We start from the raw sequence: 21,000 nt of genomic DNA on the forward strand, positions 1-21,000 counted from the left end.
ATCCCTCGCTTTCATCTTATAGTGAAGAGCCGGTCTGAACCAGACGGCCTACCATTACAGCCACCTCAGCGCGGGTGACCTGCTTCTTCGGCTGGAATGCGGTGCCGTCTCCCTGCATTAGCCCGCTCGCTCCCGCCTCGGCCACACTGGCCGCCGCCCAAGAGGCAATTTCCCGCGCATCAGTATAAGCCTTACCTGCCTGGACGTCTGCCCCAAGCTTGAAGTACTTCGAAGAGTTAACCAGTGCTACCGCCGCTTCCTCGCGGGTAATGCGTTCACTTGGCCGGAAAGCTCCTTCGTAGCCGTTCATAATGCCCATAGTCGCAGCCTCTGCTGCCTGCTTGGCATAATAAGCGCTTGAAGGTACATCGACAAACGGCGCTGAAGCAACATTGGCCGGTGCGCTTCCCGTACGCTCTACAGCCCGCATCAGCAGGGCGGCGAACTCAGCGCGGGTGATGCCGCGGGCCGGTTCATAATGCGCAGCGTCCACACCGTTCACCAGATGTTTGGCGGCAAGAGATTTCACGGCTGCCTCAGCCCAGTGTCCGGTCATATCCGCGAAATTCTTGTCATAGACAAGCAGTGCATATGCAGAGAAATGGGTCGCCTTGAAGGCTACCGTTCCAGCCGTCAACGTGCCAGGTACATATTCAGCACTGTTGCCGTCCACGTAATAAATGCCCGCTAGTTCCGTCTTCATCGAGGTAATCTGCTCCGGTGTCAGCCTGAGGCTAACCTCTGCCGGCTGAGCCAGCTGATGGATCTCAGTAACATTGCTGCCGTTTACCATCTGAATGACCAGCGACAGTAATACGCCAGTCGAAGCATAAGCGGCATCACTGCGGACAGACCCGCCAACCAGCGACTGGGCTTCCTTGTTCCAGCTGGCATTCAGGACTATCCGCAACCGGGTCTGATTATCATCCGAGGTCTTCATTGCACCTGCGGGAAAAGATATCGTTCTTACTCCATCCGTCAGTACAAGTCCTGTATTCCCTGCATTAAGCAGATTAAGCGATTGCTGCGGGAGCTCCAGTGCCACTCCAGCTTCTCCTGCCGTGGCCGGAAGCTCAATTGTGATCTGGCCAGCAGCTTGCTGCATAGCCTGCGCCAGCGTATCTGCACCAATCAGATAACTTCCGTTAATCAGCTCTGGCTTGATCCGGGCATTAGAGGCTTCTCCTGCTCCGGCTGGTATTGGGCTGGCCGCTGATGAAGCAGGGCTGCCCGTTCTAACGGGCTGTGACGTACCCGGATTACTCGGAGTTCCGGAATCCGGCGCCGGTGTCGGTGTTGGAGTTGCAGTCGGCACCGCGCTTGGGGTTGCTGTTGGAGCTGCAGTCGGTGTTCCGGGTCCCGGATTATCCTCCCCCTGAATGGTGAATTCTTGCGTCAAAGCAGCTCCGCCGGAACCGGCAACGACGTTATAGCTTCCGGATGGAGCCAATAGCTGGCTTGCCGGAATTGATACCCGCTGTGCATATGCTCCGTCTACAGCCTTCAAGACATCAATATAGAACACCGTGCCGGCCGGGCTGACGATTTTGACTACGACCTGGTCACCCGGCCCAGCTGTCGTTCCAGACAACGTGATGCTGCCGCCGCGCTCTGCCGCCTTTCCGCTCAAATGGAGCGTGAAGGAGTTTGCAGCGAAGACTGCAGCAGGAGAATACAGGAACAATAAGACCATAATGACCGCTACAACTTTTTTCACCTTCGGATTCCTCTCTTTCCTGATCACTGAAGTTCTACCGGCTTCGCAAGCTGTCCAGGCACTTCCAGGTTGTTGTTGAACTGGTCAAATACAAATACCTTGACCCGGTAGTGTTCACCTTTCACATTGTAGTACTGGGACATCGTCAGATGGCTGCTCGTAAGCGGGATAGCGTTAATCAGCAGCGGAGTATCTCCGTCCATCAGTTCGAAGACAACATAAGCGCTGCCGGTATACTCCGCGAGACGATCCAGTGAGACCTCTACCTGAAGCTGATTATCGCGCTTAAGCACACCCTTTATCTCGTACGTATCGGTATGATCATTTGGCGTGAACGGCTTATCCGAGAGCAGTGCTGTTCCTGCTGGCGTACCGGCTGCCATATCACCTTTGATGCGCACCTGCACCATGCCTGCTGCGTAGCTGCCGTCATGAATCGGCTGCGGGTTCACCGTGACCGGCTGCCAGGTTTCGCCTCCGTCCAAGCTATATTCATAGTCAGCTGCTTCAGGGTAGCCAGGTACGAGTGTCCAGCCGAAGGTGTTGCGGGCATCGTCAATGACCGGAGCGGTCGGTGCCGCCGGATGCTCACCGCCGGAGAACACGGTAGCTTCCGAGGAATTGTCCCGCTTGTCTACGGCTTTGACTACAAACTCATAATCCACAGCCGGATTAGTTCCCGTTACCTTATATTCATACTGGCTCCGCGCTTCTTCCACGGGTACATAAACACTCCAGTTCGTCCCGAGTTTACCGTTCTTCTCATAAATCCGGAAGCCTCTGACGGCATCAGCGTCACTCTTGTCGGCTGGTCTTACCCAGGTAAGTACGGCCGCCTTGTCCTCTGTCCTGCCAGCTGCCAGCTCCTTCACCGGTTCGGGCTTGCTGTCATCGCGGACAATTGTGTACGTATCGAATGGAGCTGCATCGCCCGATTTGTACGAATTGATAGTGAAGCTGTCTTCCGTCATCGTGATGCCGGAGTAGATCGGTACTTTAGGCTGCTGATATACATTGGCATAATACGGATTTACACCCTTTTGGATATCGTAATATTTCGTACCGGCGGAATTATTGATCATGTACAGCGTACCGTCAGGGTTCAGCGGATTGCCGTCGCCGTTTTTTTGAATATCCGTTACCGCTTTGTCCTCATACATCTGGTACGAGCGCATGAAGGTATGGTCATGACCCTGCAGTACCACATCGATACCCAGCTCATCGAACACCGGAACCATCTTCTCTCTCAGCGCCAGAATATCACTGTCCAGTGCATGGTTCCCGAGCGAATAGACCGCCTTGTGGAAAGCAACTACTTTCCATTTCTTGTCCGTTACAGCTACCTCACGCTTCAGCCAATCAACCTGCTGTTCGAAGGAATTACGCTGCCGCTCGTCCCAGCCCATGTCCATCGTGTTCAGCACCATGATATGGGCATCGCCGTAGTCGTAGGAATAGACACTGCCTGGAGGAAGCGGATCATCGATTGAATCATTCGGATAGTTGAAATGATAATAATAGTTATCGTTATACGGCCCTTCATGATTGCCGACAGCCGCCATCAGCGGAAGCTTCATCAGCATGTTCTGCGGCTTGCCGAAGTAGTCCAGCCACTGTGACTCCAGCGATCCGGCATCGACCTGATCCCCGGTCATTACCAGGAACTTAGCATCCGGATAATCATCCAGCCCGTTCTTCAGTGTTTTGGCCCATACCTCATAGTCGTTGGTATTTGCACCTTGGGAGTCAGTCATATAGAGGAAGTTGTATGCCTTTTCGTTCTCCCCCTCAGTCGTGAAGCTGCCTGCGGCGCTCCAGTTTCCGTCACTGCCCACACGGTATTTATAAGCAGTTCCGGGAACAAGTCCGGTAGCAATCGCTTTATGGCTGATAAAAGCACCTTTTGTCGAGCTAGTGATATTCAGATTAAGCGCCCTGGTGTCAGCAGGATCTCCAACAAAGCGCTGCTTCACTGGGGAGTCAAAGTCCTGGTCTGCCGGCACGATCTCTACAATGCTGTCCATAATCCCCGCTGGTGCGCTGTCGGGTCTTTCATAGCTTGTATACCAGGCGAAGGACCGGTTGGTCTTCGCTTCATTCTGGAAGGACATTGCAATCGCAATCGGTGAGTAATCCACGGCCTCTGACATATTATCAGGACTATAAACGAAACTGCCCGCAGATGTACCGTCTGTAAACTTCAGTCCTGCCTGCCCGTCATAGGAGATGTTCACAATCTGCCCAGGCTTCACGATGGAGCCAAGTGTCAGTGTAAGCTGATCAGGAGCACTGCCTTGAACCGCATTCAGGAGCGGAATCACAGCTGTGTCCGTCTTGACTGTGAGATGGCTGGCCAACTCGGACGAAACCGGCTGCAGATCACCCGTGAGCTGCAGTGCTACACTGGTACCGCCAGAATCTACGCTGCCGTAGACAGGGCCATTGTAATCAACCGGAAGGTAAAGGGCAGAGGCAGGTACAATCTGCTTCGTTATCCCCGGACCCGACCAGCGCAGATACAGGTTCGATCCGCCGAAATCCTCGAAATATTCTACTTTAAAGTTGTGCTTCACTCCGCCTTGCAGTGTAATCGGAGTGCTGGTCTGTTCCACATCCCAGTCGTTAGTCCAGTGGTCGATCACAAGCTGGTCATCAATCCATACCCGGAAGCCGTTGTCCCCGGTCATATAGAAGGTATAGTCGCCGGACTCCGGCGCCATGATCTGGCCTGTCCAGCGGATATTTGCATCATCCGAACGTCCGGTCCATGTCTGGAGAACGGGGTCCAGATTGCTGAAGTTAATCTGGGAATCAATTCGTGTGGACTTATAATCACCGAACTCAAAGGTCTCGGTACCGGTGTAATATTGACCAAGTAATCCGTGGTCTTTCGAGGCGGATACCCCTGCAGAAGCGTTGAGTTCGAGGGAGAAAAACGTATCGGAGCTGCCGCCCCTGTCCTGATGTACCTCGGCGGCAATTACATTTGTGCCCTTCAGTAACAGAGCCGGATCGATATTGAAGTTATTATCGAGCCGCTCGTCGCCGATGGCCGAAGAAGCATAAGTATTATAGAGAATCGTACCCGTCGGCAGGTTCGTGCGGTAGACTTCCTGACCGTTCAGATACACAACTGCGCCGTCATCCCGGACCAGCGTAGCCGCGAGCTTAAGGATAGCTGCCGGGTCGTCAATCTGAAATTCCTTGCGGTAATACGATGTTGTATATTTTTGGCTTGAATCCGTGCCGTAACCGATCCAGGTGTTCAGATCCAGCCCTTTGCCGCTGCCGGCATAGCCGAGCGGGGCTTGTCCCTGCTTCCAGCTGCTGTCATCGAAATAGACATCCTGCCAGACCGTAGCCTGATCAGAACCGTCATCCAGATACACCCATCCACTGTCCTTGGCGATCAATGTTCCCTCTGCAGCAGCAGCTGACATGGGAGCATCCTCACCGGCAACAAGAGATATTTCTCCGTCTGCACCGCTGGCGGCAGGCTCTGCAGCAGATGCTGATCCTGAGTTATCCGTTCCCTCAGCCGGATTAGCACCTGTGTCTGCAGGCTCTGCACTGGCCGGTAGTAACGGCACATAACCAGCGGTGAACAATGAAGCCGTCAGCAATGCAGCTGCAAGCATTCGGCTTAGCAGCTTAAACCTCTTCTTCACTTCTTTTCCCCCCAAATGAAAGTTATGATCATTTGGAAATGATACGTTTACCGGGCGAACTGTTCAATGCATGCTTGGTAAAGCCAGGATGAATTTTATGTAAAATTTGAAGAAAAGTATTTGGAAATTAATTCATTATAATATATAATTATTCACGTTTTTCCAAATCGCCTCTCTTACCCGCTACTGCCAAATAACCTGTGTCCCTTATAAGTAGCCGACGAAGCAGGGTTAGTTGTAATTCCGGCATTCTAAAAGGAAATGTAATCGGGAGGTTAAAACAGCTATGAAATTTACTATGAATTCCAGCAGGAACAAACAGCTTGTGTGTATATTTATCTCAACAAAAAGCAGAAAAGCGTTCCTCCAAAACCGGAGAAACGCTTTTCAGTTTATTTTGCAGCCGCTTTAATGAGACTCCTCATCCAGAAACGGCTTATTCACATAGTAATACATCACGCCCATCAGCACCCCGCCGCCAATGAGATTCCCGAGCGTAACCGGGACAAGATTATGCACAACGCCTCCCCATGATATGGTGCCGGGGTGATCCAGCACGAGGGCAATTGCGAAGGTACACATGTTGGCAATACTGTGCTCATAGCCGGAGATGAAGAAACAGAAGACGAATAGAACCATGGCGAACATTTTGGCTCCGTCGCTTTTCATCGACATCGGGACGAAGAAGGCCAGACAGACGAGCCAGTTACAGAGAATAGCCCGGAAGAACAGCTGCAGCGCCGGGGCTTCCATCTTGTGAGCCACCACATTCAGCAGAAACCCGTTCACAGAGGAATCATAGAATAATCCGGTCAGAAAAATCAGCAGGGCGAACGCCGTAGCCCCAAGAATATTACCGATGTAGCTCACTACCCACATCCGCACTACCTCAGTCCATGCCATCTTGCGTCTCAAGGCCGCGTAGGTGTAATAGAAGGTATCTCCGGTAAATAAATCTCCCCCGCCGTAAGAAATGAGGATGATGGCTGCGCCGAACGTAATCGCAGCCATCGGATAGGTCATCGGCGATTGTTCCATATAGAAGAAGTTGCCGGTCTTAAACGCTACGATAACGCCGAATCCGATAAACATGCTGGCGAGCATGGCTCTGGCAATATACCGCAATATGCTTTGCCGGAAGATCTTCTGTTTCTTCAGTGCCAGCTTCTCAACCTGCAGCAGTGCCTCGTTCTCCATTTGACCTCCGTCTTAGCTTCGTATTTTCAGTGATTGTAGAGGCTGCTGTACAGCCTCCGGGTTATTATACCCAATAAACCGCTGGAAATTGCTTGAACCACAGAGCGTCAATATTTATGGAGCCTGCACACTATCCGAACCTGCCTTACAGGCCTCTATCATCCGGGTCATTCAGCCTGGCAATAGCTTCCGCTTTCTCACTGCTGGCTACGACGATAAGCACAACTATCAAACATCCCAGAATCATCCGCTTATCCCCTCTTTCTCCACAGGTCGCCTTAGTGACAACTTATGTGGGAGAGGGAGGTATTATGAATGCTGATTATCATGACAAAAAAAGCCCGCTGATCCCCATCAGCAGGCTTATTGCATTCCTTCGTATCGATGTGCTTACAGGCCGCAGATCAAATCATCAGTTCAAAAAGCTGCTCAGCCCATTCTCCGCCTGCTTCAAAGCCTGCGGCTGCGAGCCCTCATTAAGCCCGAGCCGGTTGTTCAGCTGGGTGTTGATGGTCGTCATTTTGGACGTATAATCCTGGCAGCTCTCGATAATCCGCCGGTTGGACTGCTCCGAGGTATCCAGGGCACTGAGCAGATCGCCTATTGCCTGATTCACAGCTTCGAGTGACATGGACGGCTTGGAGAGCAGTTCCGTGGTCTTCTCGGTAGTTGTACGCAGCAACCGTGCGTTCTCCTTGAACTGATCCTCGATCGTCTTGTTGGTGGCTTCCACAGCGTTAATGACATTCTCCTGATCGGCCAGGGACATGGCAATCATCGCCGACACGGTGATCAGGTTAGAAGTCTTATCAATCGCGTTGTTTACAGAATCGATCAGCTTATCATTATTGTCATTGATGATATCCGTTGCCGCAATCGCCTGATTGTAGAGCAGAATCATTTCGGTCATGGACTGAATCCGTACCATTACCTTGCGCAGTCCCCGTTCCAGATACGCCTTGCGGAACTCGTTCTCCGGCTTGGCGATTTCTACCTCGAACAGCTCCTTCAGCTTGTTGCCGAACGCAATTTTGGTCTGCAGGTTATAAATCTCCTCCATCGAGGTGCGCTTCAGCTGGCGCATGTTGACGATGCTCTCTTCCAGCGTATCGCGGCCGTCGCGCAGACCGGTAATGATGGCATCAATATTGGTGCGGACGGACTGATATTTGTAGACATAATTTTTGAGCGGACTCTTGCGCAGCATTTTGCCGAAAAAGCTGACATTCTTGCTCTGCTGCAGCGTCTCGCACTCATTACGCAGCTTCATAATCATATTCGGCACTTCCACCCGTTTGCCGCTCATCAGGTCATTGACCGGACGATCCAGCAGCTTAAGGGTTTGTCCCGCTTTTTCCTGCGTCTTCACGCCAAGCTTGCCGATATCATCCATCAGGGAATCCAGGGCTACAGTATCGGTCTTGGACACCTTCTCAATTAACTGGGAAGCTTCCTCCACTACCTTCTGTTCATCTTCTTTTCTCAGCTCGATCAACTGCGTGGACATGGTTTTCCTCCTCCTATAGTTCGGAACTGCTGTAACGCTGATGAATCAGTTCCGCCTTGGTCTGAAGTTCCATCAGGTCTTTATGTTCGATCGTAGACGCAATATCGGATATTTTGGTATCGACATCACGCAGACCGTTCAGCAGCATTCTCCGGTTTCTCGTCTTGGCTTCGCCGCCCAGCCTCAGGAACGGATTGATCACACCGTTGAGATCCTTCAGCACCAGTCTGCGGACGGTGTGGTTGATCTCGCCGTTGCCGAGTTCCTGCAGCAGAGGAACCACACGCTGCAGTCTGGCGAACAGCGCCAGTGACTTCTCAACGATCTCATTATCCAGCGTATCCTTCTGCCCTTCAGATATAATCATATCCTCCAGAATGCTAAGATACTCCACTACCGGAGCGAATTCCGCTCCGATGGTAATCTCCCCTCTGGTCTCAGCTCCCGCTTTGACCGCAGAAGCCTGTCCCGCTGCCGGGAGTGGGCCTGCGGCCGGGGCGCTGCCAGCCGGGGACTGAAGCGCCCCTGCTGAAGCTACAGGGACCGCTGCCGGCTCTTGGCCGGCGGGAATTACCTCCACCGGGAGATTAACTCTTGTGCGCCTGAAGCCCGGCACCGCAAGGGCGGCCCCGGCAACCGGAAGCAGCAGCGAGATCAGCTCGGGCAGGAACCCGCTGGTCAATACAGCCACAACATAGCCGGCCCCGGCGTATACCAGTACTTTGAATTTAGCTTGCATTCCTTCTCACCTCTTATGAGCGTGAATGCTCCACACTCAATTCACGGAATCCGTAACCACGGATTCTCCGTTTATTTTCATGATCAGCGGCTGTTCAACATGGCTTGCCAAGACATTGTGCGCGAATTCTACAGGCTGAACTTCGCCGCCCAGAGCGCTTTTGACTGCCAGATAAGGGAAGTTAATCCCAGACAGACACGAGATATGCAGGCCCCCGGACATCCGCGGATTAATCTCAAGCAGCTTGGGTACATCGCCGCTGTATTTCATCTGGACATTGAAATTATAAGGAATCCGGTAGGTCTCGGCCACCCTGCGGGCAACCTCTTCCAGCTCCGGAATATGCTCCATCAGCCGCAGCCGTCCGCCCGCCTTACGGCGCGGGACAGCGGCAAGCAGATTGCCATGCGCATCTGCCAGACAATCAATACTATATTCATATCCCTCCAGCAGCTCCATAACCATCAGATTAGGAAAACTCTCCGCTCCGGAAAGAATGCGATAAGCATCCTCGAAGGAAATCAACGGCGTTACATGTCCAAACAGCTCTTCCAGCGGGCTGCGGTTATTATCTATAATCCGGAATCCGAGACCGCCCTCTGTTTCGGTCGGCTTGAAGCAGACCTTATGTCCCTTGGATACGAGTTCTTCATAGGCTTCCTTGAACTGCTCTGCATTACTTACGACATGATAATCTGGAATCGTCATGATTCCGTTAGACTTCACACTTTCGTAGAACTTGCCTTTATCCATAATCATTTCCAGCAGATCCTGATCGCGGCAGACCAGCACCTTCGTCCCGATGGCATCGAACAAGGACACATGCCGGGCGATATCCAGCATATGCAGCCGCGGAATGAAAATATCAATCTCATTGCGGCGGCAGAAATCAACGCAGAACTGCACGTATTCGATTCCCGTAAGCTCAGGCTCGGCCCCCGCAACATCAGCGCCCTGCAGCGACATATGGCGGATATCCGGGTGGGTGGCGAATATTTGAACCGGGATGCCGTCTTCATTGTTCCGGATGAGATTCATGTAATGAAAAGCCACGGAAAACCAGCGATTGAAATAAATATTTACCTTTTTCATTGTGGCCCAACTCCCAATGCTGTCAAATTATTATAAATCGTTTGAACATACTGCATAATCTCATCCCCGGCAAATACACCCGATTGCTTCGTGAAAGGATACTCTAAGTTTACTAGACCCGCCTGCTGCTCGGCAAATATTTCTCCGTGACAGGGGGCAATGGCATAGTCCGCAGCCGCCAGCAGGCTCTTGTCCAGCAGGGAATCGCCTGAAGCGACCATCGGCTCTGAGCGGACGGTACGGCGGACATGAAGGATCGCATCACTTTTGTTCACGGCCTCCGGCACAATGTAGAGCTTGCGCCCCTGCAGCGATACCTTCCAGCCCAGTCCATCCAGCCGCTCAGCCATACGGGTAATCTCATCCAGCGGCAGAGAATCACGGTGTACAACAAAGGTGTAGAACAGCTCGTCACAATACCGCTCGCTGGTAATCCATTCTGCCCGTACTACAGAGCGGACAATCCTGCCGGCTTCCTCAGCCGACACGGACCCGCGTTCCACCAGCCGCCCGACAGCCGCCCGCCATTCCTGATCCACTACCCCGTTCACGAGAATGTTGCCTCCATTACTGGTAACGGCATAATCCGGAATAATGGTCTCCTGGAACAGGTTAATCCGCCGGTACTGTGCGATAGTGCGCGTAGTGACCGGCATGAAGACGATCTTCGCCGCAAGCTCTTTAAGCATATCCAGAGCCTGCTTGGAAATATACGAGACCGTTCTGCCGTCAATCACTTCGGCCGGCACCAGCCCGGGGGCATCCCCGGGAACTCCGATGGCATTCAGAGAGTAGATCAGCGTACGGTCCAGATCACTAGCGTAGATCATTCACTCTCCCCTTTCAGCGGCTTAATGATCCCGCAGCAGGAATACGTAAGTCCGGGGAATACCTCTACTGGTACACCGCGGTCTTCGGCCAGCAGCAGAATATGCCGCAGGTTGGGATTGTCCAGCCGATCAACGAGGATTCTCCAGGGCACTCTGCGCAGCAGCACACGCGTGGTCTCGCCAACCCCCGGCTTCACCAGATTGATATTATCAATGCCGAAGGTCTCCTGAATACTGCGGATATCAGCCAGCCCCTGCCAGGTAATCTCCGGAGGATCCGCCTGCATCTCTTCAGCAAGCTTCAGCCCCTCCGCAGCCACCTCACGGAAATAAGGAGTCACAGCTTCCACGAATACATTAGACAGATCACTATCCAGCCATTCCTTGTAGAACTTGGCCCCGTGGAACTCCTCCGGTCCGATCAGATCGTCGCGGAGCACGGTACGGCTCATCAATCCGGATACCGTAGAATTCAGGCAAGCGCTTGGGATCAGGTAATCCTCCCTTGTGCCGAAGGTTCCCGAACAGTATCCGGGATCGGCAAGCACCGCCAGATCATCATTCAGGGTAATCCCATATTTGCTGTACATGCTCTCGCAGGCCTCGATCAGCACCTGGCGGATAGCCCCTTTGCCGGTCCAGCCGTCAATGAACTGCAGCTCTGCATCGCTTCCGTGCTGCTGCAGCATATATAGCACAGCGTTCTCATCGATACCTTTACCCCGGATAATCGAAATACTGTAATGCGGCAGATCCGCTTCATAGCGCTCCAGAATATACCTTTTGATAAGCACGCCTATCGGGGTACCTGCTCTTGCCAGTGAGACCAGCACCGTATTCGCCGTTCCCCGCTGAGCCACAATCATCTCAGATACGGCAGCTACAGCAAGCGCCACCTTCCTCGCGGTATGCTGCAATGTCTCATGGAACAATTCGATATACTGCTCCGTCGGCTGGTATTCTACAGGGAGCATCTCTGAGTAATGCACGCCCGACTGGATAGCTTCCTCCCGTTCGGCTGTTCCCCGCTCCAGGGATACATCGCTGAGGTCCTTGAGCAGAAAAGTAACATCTGAAGCAGGGTAGCTGCCCAGCGGAACCGGAGGGGATATTCTTCTGTTCATTATCTCTTCCATTTCGATTCCCTTCATATCCGCGAGCCTCCAGTTTCAGGTTCAGAGGCCAGTATAATAAGATGCACCTTATTGCCAGCCAGCCTCTGCAAAATATCCGTCATCGGTTCAATCCGCTGCCGCGGCACATCCCGCTCAAGCAGCACAAAGATATCATCATACTGGCCGGGATCCACATTATAGATAAAGTTGGTGATCTCTGTGTCGCCTGCGGACGGATACGCTGCTGCACTATGCACACCGTAATCCGCACGGCGCTGCGGATGGATCGGACTGCGGGTAGAGGATTGATAGGATACGCCCTCACCCATCTCCGCGGCAATCCGCATTGGCAGATACATGAACTCGCCTACGCCCATCACCAAAGTGCGGGAGCCTTCCCGTAAGTCACGGAGCTTCCAGGCCACCCGGCTGACGCCTTCGTCAATCCGCCGGTTATCTGCAGATTCCAGACCAAAACGGCCGCTGTATTTCAAATAGGGGGAGAGATTCACAACACCCTGCGCATCCGCAGAGGACACCTGCAGCCGCTCTAACCCGTCCTGTATATACGTGGTCACTAGCTCTGCAACTGCTGCGGATGGTTCTCCGCTTCCGGCTTGCGGCTTCAGCAGAGGGGTTCCAGTCACCTCAATGCTGCCCTGCAGCAAAGATAAGGCGGTGATTCTAATTCCCAGCTCCTGCTCCAGATCACGGTAAGCCTGAATATTCGCGGTGCTCCGCCAATCCAGAAGTGAAGCCACTACATACTCGTGGCGCGGGAATTTGGACTGGATATCACGAATGGTATTGATCGCCGTATTGCCGGTCGTAATCTCATCATCCACCAGCACAATCGGCTCTGTTCCCGATAACAGCTTAGGATTCAGGGCATAACAGAGATGATCTACAGCATGGGAATGCTCCTCTTCGAAGGTGACTACGGATTCCAGTTCAGGAATATTCTCACGGGTCGTATGAATATATGAGGCTCCGCCGGCAAACATGTTGTACATGCTGTGGCCCAGGGCGGTAGCGGTTTCGGCAAAGCCGATAAATAAGGCAGGCTGAGGCAGCACCAGACGTGCAGCAAGCAGATCATGATAGGCCTCTTCCGCGAATTCAGGATGAATCAAGCCATGAACCGCCTGGCTCATCAGCTTGTCCATAATCTCCCGTTCAGCGCTATCCGCACTCATCTCTAAGTACAGGAGGAGAGCAAGTGCCGCTCCGCTAAGCAGAGGGGTATAGGGACCTACAGGAATATGTTTGCCAAGCACTTTGCTGACGAATAGAAAAGAGCGTTTCTTGTTGATACGCGCGGCCATGGAGAACAAGGCTTCCACGGGCATATGAAAGGGGTTGGAGGTTTCCGTTACCGTAACCTGCAGATTCTCGACGATATTAAACGTGTGTATATTCGTTCTCGGGTAGTAATCCGACAAAATGCTGTTGTTCATGTAACACCCCGTATATTTGAGATCGTAGTAAAATACGTCTAGCCCAGTTCAAATGCGGCTTAATTTCATTCATCTTGTTGTAATATTCGCTCTTGAACACTCCGCGGCTGCCATCATTGCTCTCCACAATACTTAAGGCGTCCACATATTCTTCATGCATTACTGTATACATCGCCTGCACGGGTCTGAGATGGGAAGGATGAATGATCGTTTTGCCCACAATACCGTTTTCCTTGTCCAAAATCACTTCACGAATCAGGCCATCCATCGAGCTGGAAATGTACTTATTCCGCATCTCGCGGCCATGCTTGCCATAGGTATCTTCAAAAGGAGTCTCGCGAAGCTGAGGACGCAGAACCCGGTGTCCTTTGCTCGCGAAGTATTCCCATACGGGTCCTGAGATGACATACCCTTCTTCCACACGGCCAAATATATTAATAATATCCGACATGCAGTCGCGGATCGGCGTCAGATCATAGATGCTGATATCGGGACTGCGCCGCAGTCCGAACAGGCTGGAGAAATCCGTTGCTCCAATTCTGACATTGAGCACATATTCGCGGTATTGCCCCAGCAGATCACGGATGGCCAGCAGGCTGTCCAGCCGGCTCTCCCGGTAGATGATTGGAGCATTCTCCAGAATCGGCATTCCGTACAGCACAGGGGCTGAATAAGTACGCGTATTATTGTAGTCGGCAATGGCCTCAAAAAACTCCACACCGTTCAGGACAGAAAACTTGGGAAATACAAAGCCGGTCAGCATCGTTATTAATGAACCCAGCCGGAAAATCAGATCCCTCAGCTGCTCCGGATTGCGTACACGGATGAACAGCAGCGGCAGACTGCCTCTGGGCTCCGGATCATTCTCGGCGTAAGCGGACAGGAAGGCGAGATGCCGTACAACGGATTCTTCAGCATAATCCACCTCACCATCCCCTATGGCATCCTCCAGATCTATAATTACCGTAACGAGCCCCGAGGCTCTCAGCTTAATAATATCTTCGGCAACACTGGACCTTGTAGCAGGCATATAAAGGGCAGCTCCGACGGCGTAAGCCAATAAATCCTTGCTGGTTGTATGATCAAATGAAACCGGCGGAACATGAAATAATGAAGTTTCCTGTTCTTGCGTAAGGTAATCGAAATATCTCAAGGCCTTTCCCCCTTAATGTTGTGCCAAGCACAAAACGAATAGCCTCTCCATATAGAGACAAGCAGAACCGGCTATGCCGTCCTCTCGGGGACGGCATCCGGCTTTCTCAAATACAAGCAAAGGCCATGCTATAACATATAACGATTACCCGGAAGCACGCCGGAGTCCACCCTTCCCGTGAACTCCCCGGCTTCCTGTACAGCTATGAATCTAAAGCTATCCATCAGGGGAATCAGGCTTTGCGGTTCGCCTCTTTTTTGCGTTTACTGGCGCTGTACACAATGGTACCCACAAACACTGCAATCAGAACCGTGAAGAAGATCACATGCGGCATCTCATACCCGAACGCACCAGCAAGCATTTTACCGGCAATAAGTGCAATGAGCAGGAATGCTGACTGTTCCAGTTCAGGGTATTTAGCAATCAGCTTGAGGAATACCTGTGCCACGCCGCGCATCATCAGCACACCGAGGATACCCCCCAGGAATAGCACCCAGACTTGATTACTAAGACCGAATGCAGCAACTACACTGTCAATACTGAAGGCAATATCCATTAATTCAACCAGGAGCACCGTCCTCCAGAAAGAGGTGCCTTTGTTCTTCGTCTCCCCTTCTTCTCCGCCACCCTTAAACAGACCTTTATAGGCAATGTAGAAGAGGTACAGAGCACCAAGAGCCTTAACCTCCCAGAATCCAATCAGGAAGGTACCCAGACCAATCGCCAGGAATCTGAATAAATAAGCGCCGAGTATCCCGTAAAACAGTGCCTTACGCTGCTGCTCTTTCGGTAAATGCTTAACCATTACCGCCAGCACGAGCGCGTTATCTGCGGAGAGCAGGCCCTCCAGCAGAACCAGACTCCCGATAATCCCCCAGCTGACAGGATCGGAGAGCGTCGCTACAACATCACTCCAGGAGAAGAAATGCCCATAATTCTCACTGATACTCCTAAAAAAATCACTGAACCAGTCCATTCCACTTGCGCCTCCGGTAAAATAAAATTATTTGCTGCCTGCTACCCAGCGAAGCCCCCAGCCATAAGCCTCATCCATCTCCTTATGACCGCTGAAATATTGCACAAGCCGTTCAATACTGAAGGTCTCGTTGCCTACATTCCGGATCAGCGCGATGGCGCACATGCCCTTACGGTTGTTATGCTCGTCCAGATTAACGACAATATCCGGTCCTCCATCCTGCTTCAGGGTAACCACCCCATCCGCCTCAGACCAATTGGTAACTCCTTTGTAAATAAAAGAAAACACTAAAATTCTTTCGATTTGTGCAACCTTACTTCCGTTTATACGCAGATTCTCGCCGGATGTTACGGAGCCTGTCCGGTCATCCCCATCCAGCATGATGTACGGCGGCTGCTGCAGGTTGCCGAACGCATTACCCAATGCCTGCACAACTCCCTTGCTGCCGTTCTTCAGTTCATACAGGCAGGCAAGATCGAGATCCACGCCGCCCTTGTTACGGCTGAACAGTCCACCCCCCTGCTTCTGATTCCAGTTCAGGTTGATTACGAGTTCACCGAGACCGGAGGCTGATTTCTTCAGGTTGATGGAATCGCCCTTCTTCTTCAGCTCAATCTTCTTCAGATTGAGATTCAGCGGCGGTGCGGGAGCTTCCTCCTGCTTCGGCGCAGGCGCAGGCGGAGGAGGAATTACTATAGCAGGTCTGGCTTGTTCCACCTTCGGTGGTGGCACTTGAAGCGGCGTGCGTTCCGGCGGTGCCGCCGTCTTCACAGGCTGTGGTGCCGCCGCCGGAGCAGGCTCATCCTCCACTTCTATGCCATAGTTGCCGCACAGCGCTTTGAGTCCGCCGGAGAAGCCTGCAACGATCGCACTGAATTTCCATTCTTCGCCGTATCTATATAATTCTCCTACCACAACAGCTGTTTCCACAGAGAAATGATTTCCCAGGTTACACCGCAGAATTTCCGCCCCTGTCGCCTGATCCAGGATCCGGCACTGGGCCTCGCTCATCTGTCCGAACATTTGCTTGCGGTTCTCGCCATCATACAGGGTAAGGGTAAAGGCTATCTTCGCGATACCTGCAGGAATCTTGTCCAGTCCCACCTCGAACTGCTTAAGTCCTCCCGAAGCTGCACCCGGCACATCCTTATATCTGATATAAGGCGTAGACGGGTTATTATAAAAGATCAGATCATCGTCACTATTTACTTTGCCTTGCGCCCCGAGCAGGAACGCAGAGGCGTCAATATCCATGGAAGATGGAGCTTTCCACCCGATCTCTACAATGATATTGCGGATTCCCGGGTTTCCTTTGGTCAGGTCTGCTTTCTGCCCTTTAACTACTTCAGTACTCATTCTTACGCCACCTTTATAAATGGATAAGAGTGCAACTTATACACTTTTGTCTATAAAAAGGGCAGGATCGATGATGATCCCGCCTTTGAAGCTTTATTGTGCATCCAGTCCATAATTCTTGCATAGAGCGCTGAGCCCGCCGGCAAACCCGCTGCCGATCGCCTGGAACTTCCAATCCGCCCCATGGCGGTAGAATTCGCAGAAGACAACGGCTGTCTCGGTGGAGAAATCCTCACCCAGGTCAAACCGCAGAATTTCGCGGTCGCTGGAAGCATCTACAACACGAACAAATGCGTTCGATACCTGTCCGAAGTTCTGCACCCGTGTCTCATAATCATAGATCGTCACTGTAATCCCAATGCGCTGAATATTCGCCGGCACCAGGCTGAAATCTACAAGAATCTGCTCATCGTCCCCGTCGCCTTCACCTGTACGGTTATCGCCTGTATGGGTTACAGAGCCTGTCCCGCCGCTTGGGTTGTTATAGAATACAAAGTCGTCTTCACCTTTGGCTTTGCCGTCCTCATGCAGCAGAAATGCTGAAGCATCCAGGTCGAAATCCTTGCCGCCGCTATACTTGTTTGTATCCCAGCCAAGTCCTACAACTACCTTCGTCAGGCCCGGATTGGTCTTGGTAAGATCAATCCGCTGTCCTTTGGAAAGACTGATCGTCACTGGCAAAAACCTTCTTTCCTCAAAGATTTAATTCCCGGAGTCATCAGGGTCTTATTGCAGACCGTAATCACGGGTCAGTCCGGAGAGGCCGTCTTTGTAGCCGCTGCCGATGGCATTGAATTTCCACTCTGCACCATTGCGGTACAATTCGCCGACAACAACGCCGGTTTCAACGGAGAAATCTTCGCCCAGGTCAAAACGGATCAATTCTTCACTGTTCGCATCATTCACGATACGCACATAAGAACGGGAGACTTGTCCAAAGTTCTGGCTTCTGGCTTCCGCTTCGTAGATTGTAATGGTGAACGCAATTTTATCAACATCCGCAGGAACATTGAGCAAATCAACTTGAACCTGCTCATCGTCTCCGTCGCCTTCACCTGTGCGGTTGTCGCCGGTGTGAACAACGGAAGCGTTCTCGTTCTGCTTATTGTTGAAGAAGATGAAGTTTGTTTCTTTATCCACTTTGCCGTTAGCATTGGTCAGGAACACAGACACGTCGAGGTCGAAGTCCTTACCGCCATCGTATTTATTCGTATCCCATCCGAGGCCGACTGTAATTTTGGACAAGCCCGGATTAGTTTTGGTCAAATCGATTTTTTGTCCCTTGGATAAGTTAATAGCCATGAATAGAACCCTCTTTTCTCAAATTGGAATTAGATATAACGTTCAGCCAGTTGATTGATATGTGCTGCGTGCGCGCCCTCACCGATAGCTGCGAATTTCCACTCTTCGCCATGGCGGTACAGCTCGCCGCAGATCAGTGCCGTGAAGCCTGTGTAATTGTCCGTCAGATTAAACTTGATCAGCTCGCCGTTCCCGGCCGCGTTGATAATCCGGATATACGCCGATTTGATCATTCCGAAATCCTGCTTGCGGTTCACCGCATCGTAGATGTTAACCACAACCAGAACCTTATGGACATCGGCAGGAATCGACTTCAGATTCACCATGATCTGCTCGTCGTCGCCGTCTCCTTCACCCGTCAGGTTATCTCCCGAGTGAACTACAGAGTTGTTCGTATTCTGTTTGTTGTGAAAGCAGACGAGGTTCAGCTTATTGGTCAGCTTGCCATTCTCATTCAGCAGCAGAGCGGAAGCATCGCAGTCCACATTCGCCTGTTTCTTGACACCAAAGAAGCCTCTTGCCGGTTCGGCAGGGTCCCAGCCCAGTCCTACGATAACGTTAGACAGTCCGGCATTCCCTTTAGTTAAATCGATCTTCTGACCTTTTACCAGATTGATTCCAGCCAACTTTACGTACCTCCGTTTCCAGTAGTAATCACTGCCTGTAAGTCCTTCTTGCGGGTGTTATATCAGTGATACGATGGAGAAACGCCTAAGTTTCATCCAATTGCGGATGCCCTCCGGCCTGTATTACAGGCTGAATTCGCTTGGGCTCAGTCCGAGCACACTGCAGATATTCCGTACAACCGCTTTCTCATGCTCATCGAAGTCGCCGTCAGCCGCACCGATCGCGGAGCATACGCCCACAATGACACGTCCGATCTCCGGTTTGCCGCTGAATTTCGCGATCGATTTGAGCGCTTCCTGCTTGCCGATTTCCGGCGAGAACTCGAAGTTGCTCACATAGAAGTTGAACTGGTTGATGACATCTCTCATGTCAAATACCTTCAATTCATTGCTGAGGTTCATATATCCGGCCATTTTGTTCTTCTCGGATTCCTCAATCTTGCCGTCAGCCGCAGCAACCAGTGCGCAGCCTGCAACTACCGCGTTCATAAAGTCTTTATTTTTAAACTTCTTAACTTGTTCTGTCAGTCCGGTTTTTGTCGTATTTAGCCAATTTTTAAATGTGCTCATCGTATTCTCCTTCTATCATTCTGAATTATGACCAGTAGAAAGGGCTGTGCCGTACTATAAGCACCATATCCGCTTCTGCCGGAAATATAAGGATAAATTATTATGCGTAGCCCATAAATCCTTATACTTTAAAAAAAGATATCCCCGAGCCTCCTCCCCGCCATTCCGGGCAGATATTCAACCGATGGTCCCATTGCCTAATTCTTACTCTTCTAATATAACCGATTAAATAACAATATTCTACTTTGACAGATTCTCACAGTACCTTGGACAGGAATTCCCGGGTGCGCTCATGTGACGGATTTCCGAACAACTGCTCGGGTACCCCCTGCTCCACTACAATGCCCTGTTCCATGAAAAGGACACGGTCTCCCACTTCACGGGCAAAGCCCATCTCATGCGTTACCACGACCATAGTCATTCCTTCACTGGCCAAATCCTTCATGACCGCCAGCACCTCGCCCACCATTTCGGGGTCCAGTGCAGAAGTCGGTTCATCAAACAGCATGATCTTCGGCTCCATCGCCAGCGCGCGCGCAATCGCCACACGCTGGGCTTGACCGCCCGAGAGCGAGGAAGGATACATCTCCGCCTTCTCGCTCAGTCCCACCTTTTGCAGCAGCTCCAGCGCTTTTTGGCGGGCTTTGTCAGCCGGCCATTTGCGGACCTGCATCGGGGCCAGCATAATGTTCTCGATCACTTTTTTGTGCGGGAACAGATTGAACTGCTGAAAGACCATGCCTACTTCGGTACGGATATCGTTAATCCTTGTGCTTTTGGCCATCAAGGAAGTGCCTTCAATTATAATATCGCCTTCCTGCGGCTGCTCCAGCAGATTGAGGCAGCGCAGAAAGGTCGATTTGCCCGAACCCGAAGGTCCGATGACTACCACAACCTCCCGGCTGTGAATGTCGACGCTGATATCGGTCAGTACCTTATGGGCACCGAAGGATTTATGCAGATGCTTAACTGAGATAATAGGCTCCATATAGGGTTACACCTTCCGTTCGATATAATTAAGCAGCTTGCTGAGGGAGTAGGTCAGAATGAAATAGATCAGTGCAGCGGTCAGATAAGGCTCCCAGATCCGCAGATATTGGCCTTTCATGGTGTTGCTCCAGTACATAATCTCCGGTGCGGCAATAAGCGCCAGCAGCGAGGAATCCTTGACGAGGACGATGAATTCATTCCCGAACGCCGGAACCATCCGTTTGATGGCCTGAGGCAGAATAATGAAGCGCATCGCCTGGAGTTTGGTCATCCCGAGTGACAGGGCAGCTTCCCGTTGTCCGGGGTCAATTGACTGGATGCCGGCACGGAAAATTTCAGCGGAATACGCCGCGGAATTGAGCGAGAGCGCCACAAATGCGCTCATCAGCGCATAGGTTTTACCATAGAACAACGGAATGAGTCCGAAATGGACGATCAGAATCTGGACGTACAGCGGTGTTCCGCGGAAGATGTTGATATAGGCATGAAACGGCCAGCGGAAATACCATCTGGGCGCCATTTTGCCGAACCCGATAACCAGTCCCAGAATGGACCCGCACAGGATCGAAACCAGCGATACCCCTATGGTGAACAGGGTCCCCTTAAGTAAAACCGGTAAATAATGAACGATGATGTCAAATCTGAAATCCATAGAACTCTTCCCTTCTCTTCTGCTTATAGCTTTCTCTATGTTTCTCTTGTGTT

At 51.8% G+C, this 21,000-nt stretch carries 18 protein-coding genes; all 18 read right to left on the reverse strand.

Going from position 1 to position 21,000, the window contains the following annotated elements:
- Positions 1–16: 16 nt before the first annotated feature.
- Complete coding sequence (locus MHI42_RS18505) at positions 17–1,717, reverse strand: S-layer homology domain-containing protein (RefSeq protein ID WP_342420298.1); 1,701 nt, start codon at positions 1,715–1,717, stop codon at positions 17–19.
- 23 nt (positions 1,718–1,740) lie between these two features.
- Complete coding sequence (locus MHI42_RS18510; protein WP_342420299.1) at positions 1,741–5,385, reverse strand: PA14 domain-containing protein; 3,645 nt, start codon at positions 5,383–5,385, stop codon at positions 1,741–1,743.
- Positions 5,386–5,793: 408 nt separating this feature from the next.
- A complete protein-coding gene (locus MHI42_RS18515) occupies positions 5,794–6,582 on the reverse strand; it encodes a formate/nitrite transporter family protein (protein WP_039299406.1) in 789 nt (262 codons plus the stop codon).
- A 412-nt stretch (positions 6,583–6,994) separates the two neighbouring features.
- The gene (locus MHI42_RS18520) at positions 6,995–8,089 is read right to left on the reverse strand and encodes a toxic anion resistance protein (RefSeq protein ID WP_039299403.1); all 1,095 of its coding nucleotides are present in this window, start codon (positions 8,087–8,089) and stop codon (positions 6,995–6,997) included.
- A 13-nt stretch (positions 8,090–8,102) separates the two neighbouring features.
- A complete protein-coding gene (locus tag MHI42_RS18525; protein ID WP_342420300.1) occupies positions 8,103–8,828 on the reverse strand; it encodes a hypothetical protein in 726 nt (241 codons plus the stop codon).
- A gap of 36 nt (positions 8,829–8,864) precedes the next feature.
- Positions 8,865–9,920: an ATP-grasp domain-containing protein gene (locus tag MHI42_RS18530; RefSeq protein ID WP_039299399.1), complete on the reverse strand. Its 1,056-nt coding sequence runs from the start codon at positions 9,918–9,920 to the stop codon at positions 8,865–8,867.
- Positions 9,917–10,750, reverse strand: a complete 834-nt coding sequence (locus tag MHI42_RS18535; RefSeq protein ID WP_342420301.1) for an HAD family hydrolase — start codon at positions 10,748–10,750, stop codon at positions 9,917–9,919. Before MHI42_RS18535 ends, MHI42_RS18530 begins: the two co-directional genes overlap by 4 nt.
- Positions 10,747–11,901 (reverse strand): cysteine protease StiP family protein, encoded by a 1,155-nt coding sequence (locus tag MHI42_RS18540; protein ID WP_171720332.1) that lies wholly within the window; start codon positions 11,899–11,901, stop codon positions 10,747–10,749. Before MHI42_RS18540 ends, MHI42_RS18535 begins: the two co-directional genes overlap by 4 nt.
- Complete coding sequence (locus MHI42_RS18545) at positions 11,898–13,190, reverse strand: phosphoribosyltransferase family protein (protein ID WP_342424765.1); 1,293 nt, start codon at positions 13,188–13,190, stop codon at positions 11,898–11,900. Before MHI42_RS18545 ends, MHI42_RS18540 begins: the two co-directional genes overlap by 4 nt.
- Positions 13,191–13,266: 76 nt before the next feature.
- A complete protein-coding gene (locus MHI42_RS18550) occupies positions 13,267–14,475 on the reverse strand; it encodes an HpcH/HpaI aldolase/citrate lyase family protein (protein WP_171720333.1) in 1,209 nt (402 codons plus the stop codon).
- Between the two features lie 232 nt (positions 14,476–14,707).
- Complete coding sequence (locus MHI42_RS18555; protein ID WP_171720334.1) at positions 14,708–15,451, reverse strand: TerC family protein; 744 nt, start codon at positions 15,449–15,451, stop codon at positions 14,708–14,710.
- A gap of 27 nt (positions 15,452–15,478) precedes the next feature.
- Entirely contained in the window at positions 15,479–16,807 is a 1,329-nt protein-coding gene (locus MHI42_RS18560) for a TerD family protein (protein ID WP_342420302.1), read from the reverse strand.
- A 93-nt stretch (positions 16,808–16,900) separates the two neighbouring features.
- The gene (locus tag MHI42_RS18565; protein WP_042132987.1) at positions 16,901–17,482 is read right to left on the reverse strand and encodes a TerD family protein; all 582 of its coding nucleotides are present in this window, start codon (positions 17,480–17,482) and stop codon (positions 16,901–16,903) included.
- A gap of 51 nt (positions 17,483–17,533) precedes the next feature.
- Positions 17,534–18,109 (reverse strand): TerD family protein, encoded by a 576-nt coding sequence (locus MHI42_RS18570; RefSeq protein ID WP_042132985.1) that lies wholly within the window; start codon positions 18,107–18,109, stop codon positions 17,534–17,536.
- A gap of 29 nt (positions 18,110–18,138) precedes the next feature.
- The gene (locus tag MHI42_RS18575; protein ID WP_042132983.1) at positions 18,139–18,735 is read right to left on the reverse strand and encodes a TerD family protein; all 597 of its coding nucleotides are present in this window, start codon (positions 18,733–18,735) and stop codon (positions 18,139–18,141) included.
- A gap of 123 nt (positions 18,736–18,858) precedes the next feature.
- A complete protein-coding gene (locus MHI42_RS18580; RefSeq protein ID WP_042132981.1) occupies positions 18,859–19,305 on the reverse strand; it encodes a tellurite resistance TerB family protein in 447 nt (148 codons plus the stop codon).
- Positions 19,306–19,561: 256 nt separating this feature from the next.
- On the reverse strand, positions 19,562–20,284 hold the full coding sequence (locus tag MHI42_RS18585; RefSeq protein ID WP_042140674.1) for an amino acid ABC transporter ATP-binding protein: 723 nt from the start codon (positions 20,282–20,284) through the stop codon (positions 19,562–19,564).
- A gap of 15 nt (positions 20,285–20,299) precedes the next feature.
- Positions 20,300–20,947 carry an amino acid ABC transporter permease gene (locus MHI42_RS18590; RefSeq protein WP_039299378.1) on the reverse strand — a complete coding sequence of 216 codons (648 nt, stop codon included), beginning with the start codon at positions 20,945–20,947 and terminating at the stop codon, positions 20,300–20,302.
- Positions 20,948–21,000 lie beyond the last annotated feature (53 nt).

The organism is Paenibacillus sp. FSL E2-0178 (genome assembly GCF_038593005.1).
Classification (GTDB): Bacteria; Bacillota; Bacilli; order Paenibacillales; family Paenibacillaceae; genus Paenibacillus_AQ; species Paenibacillus_AQ phytohabitans.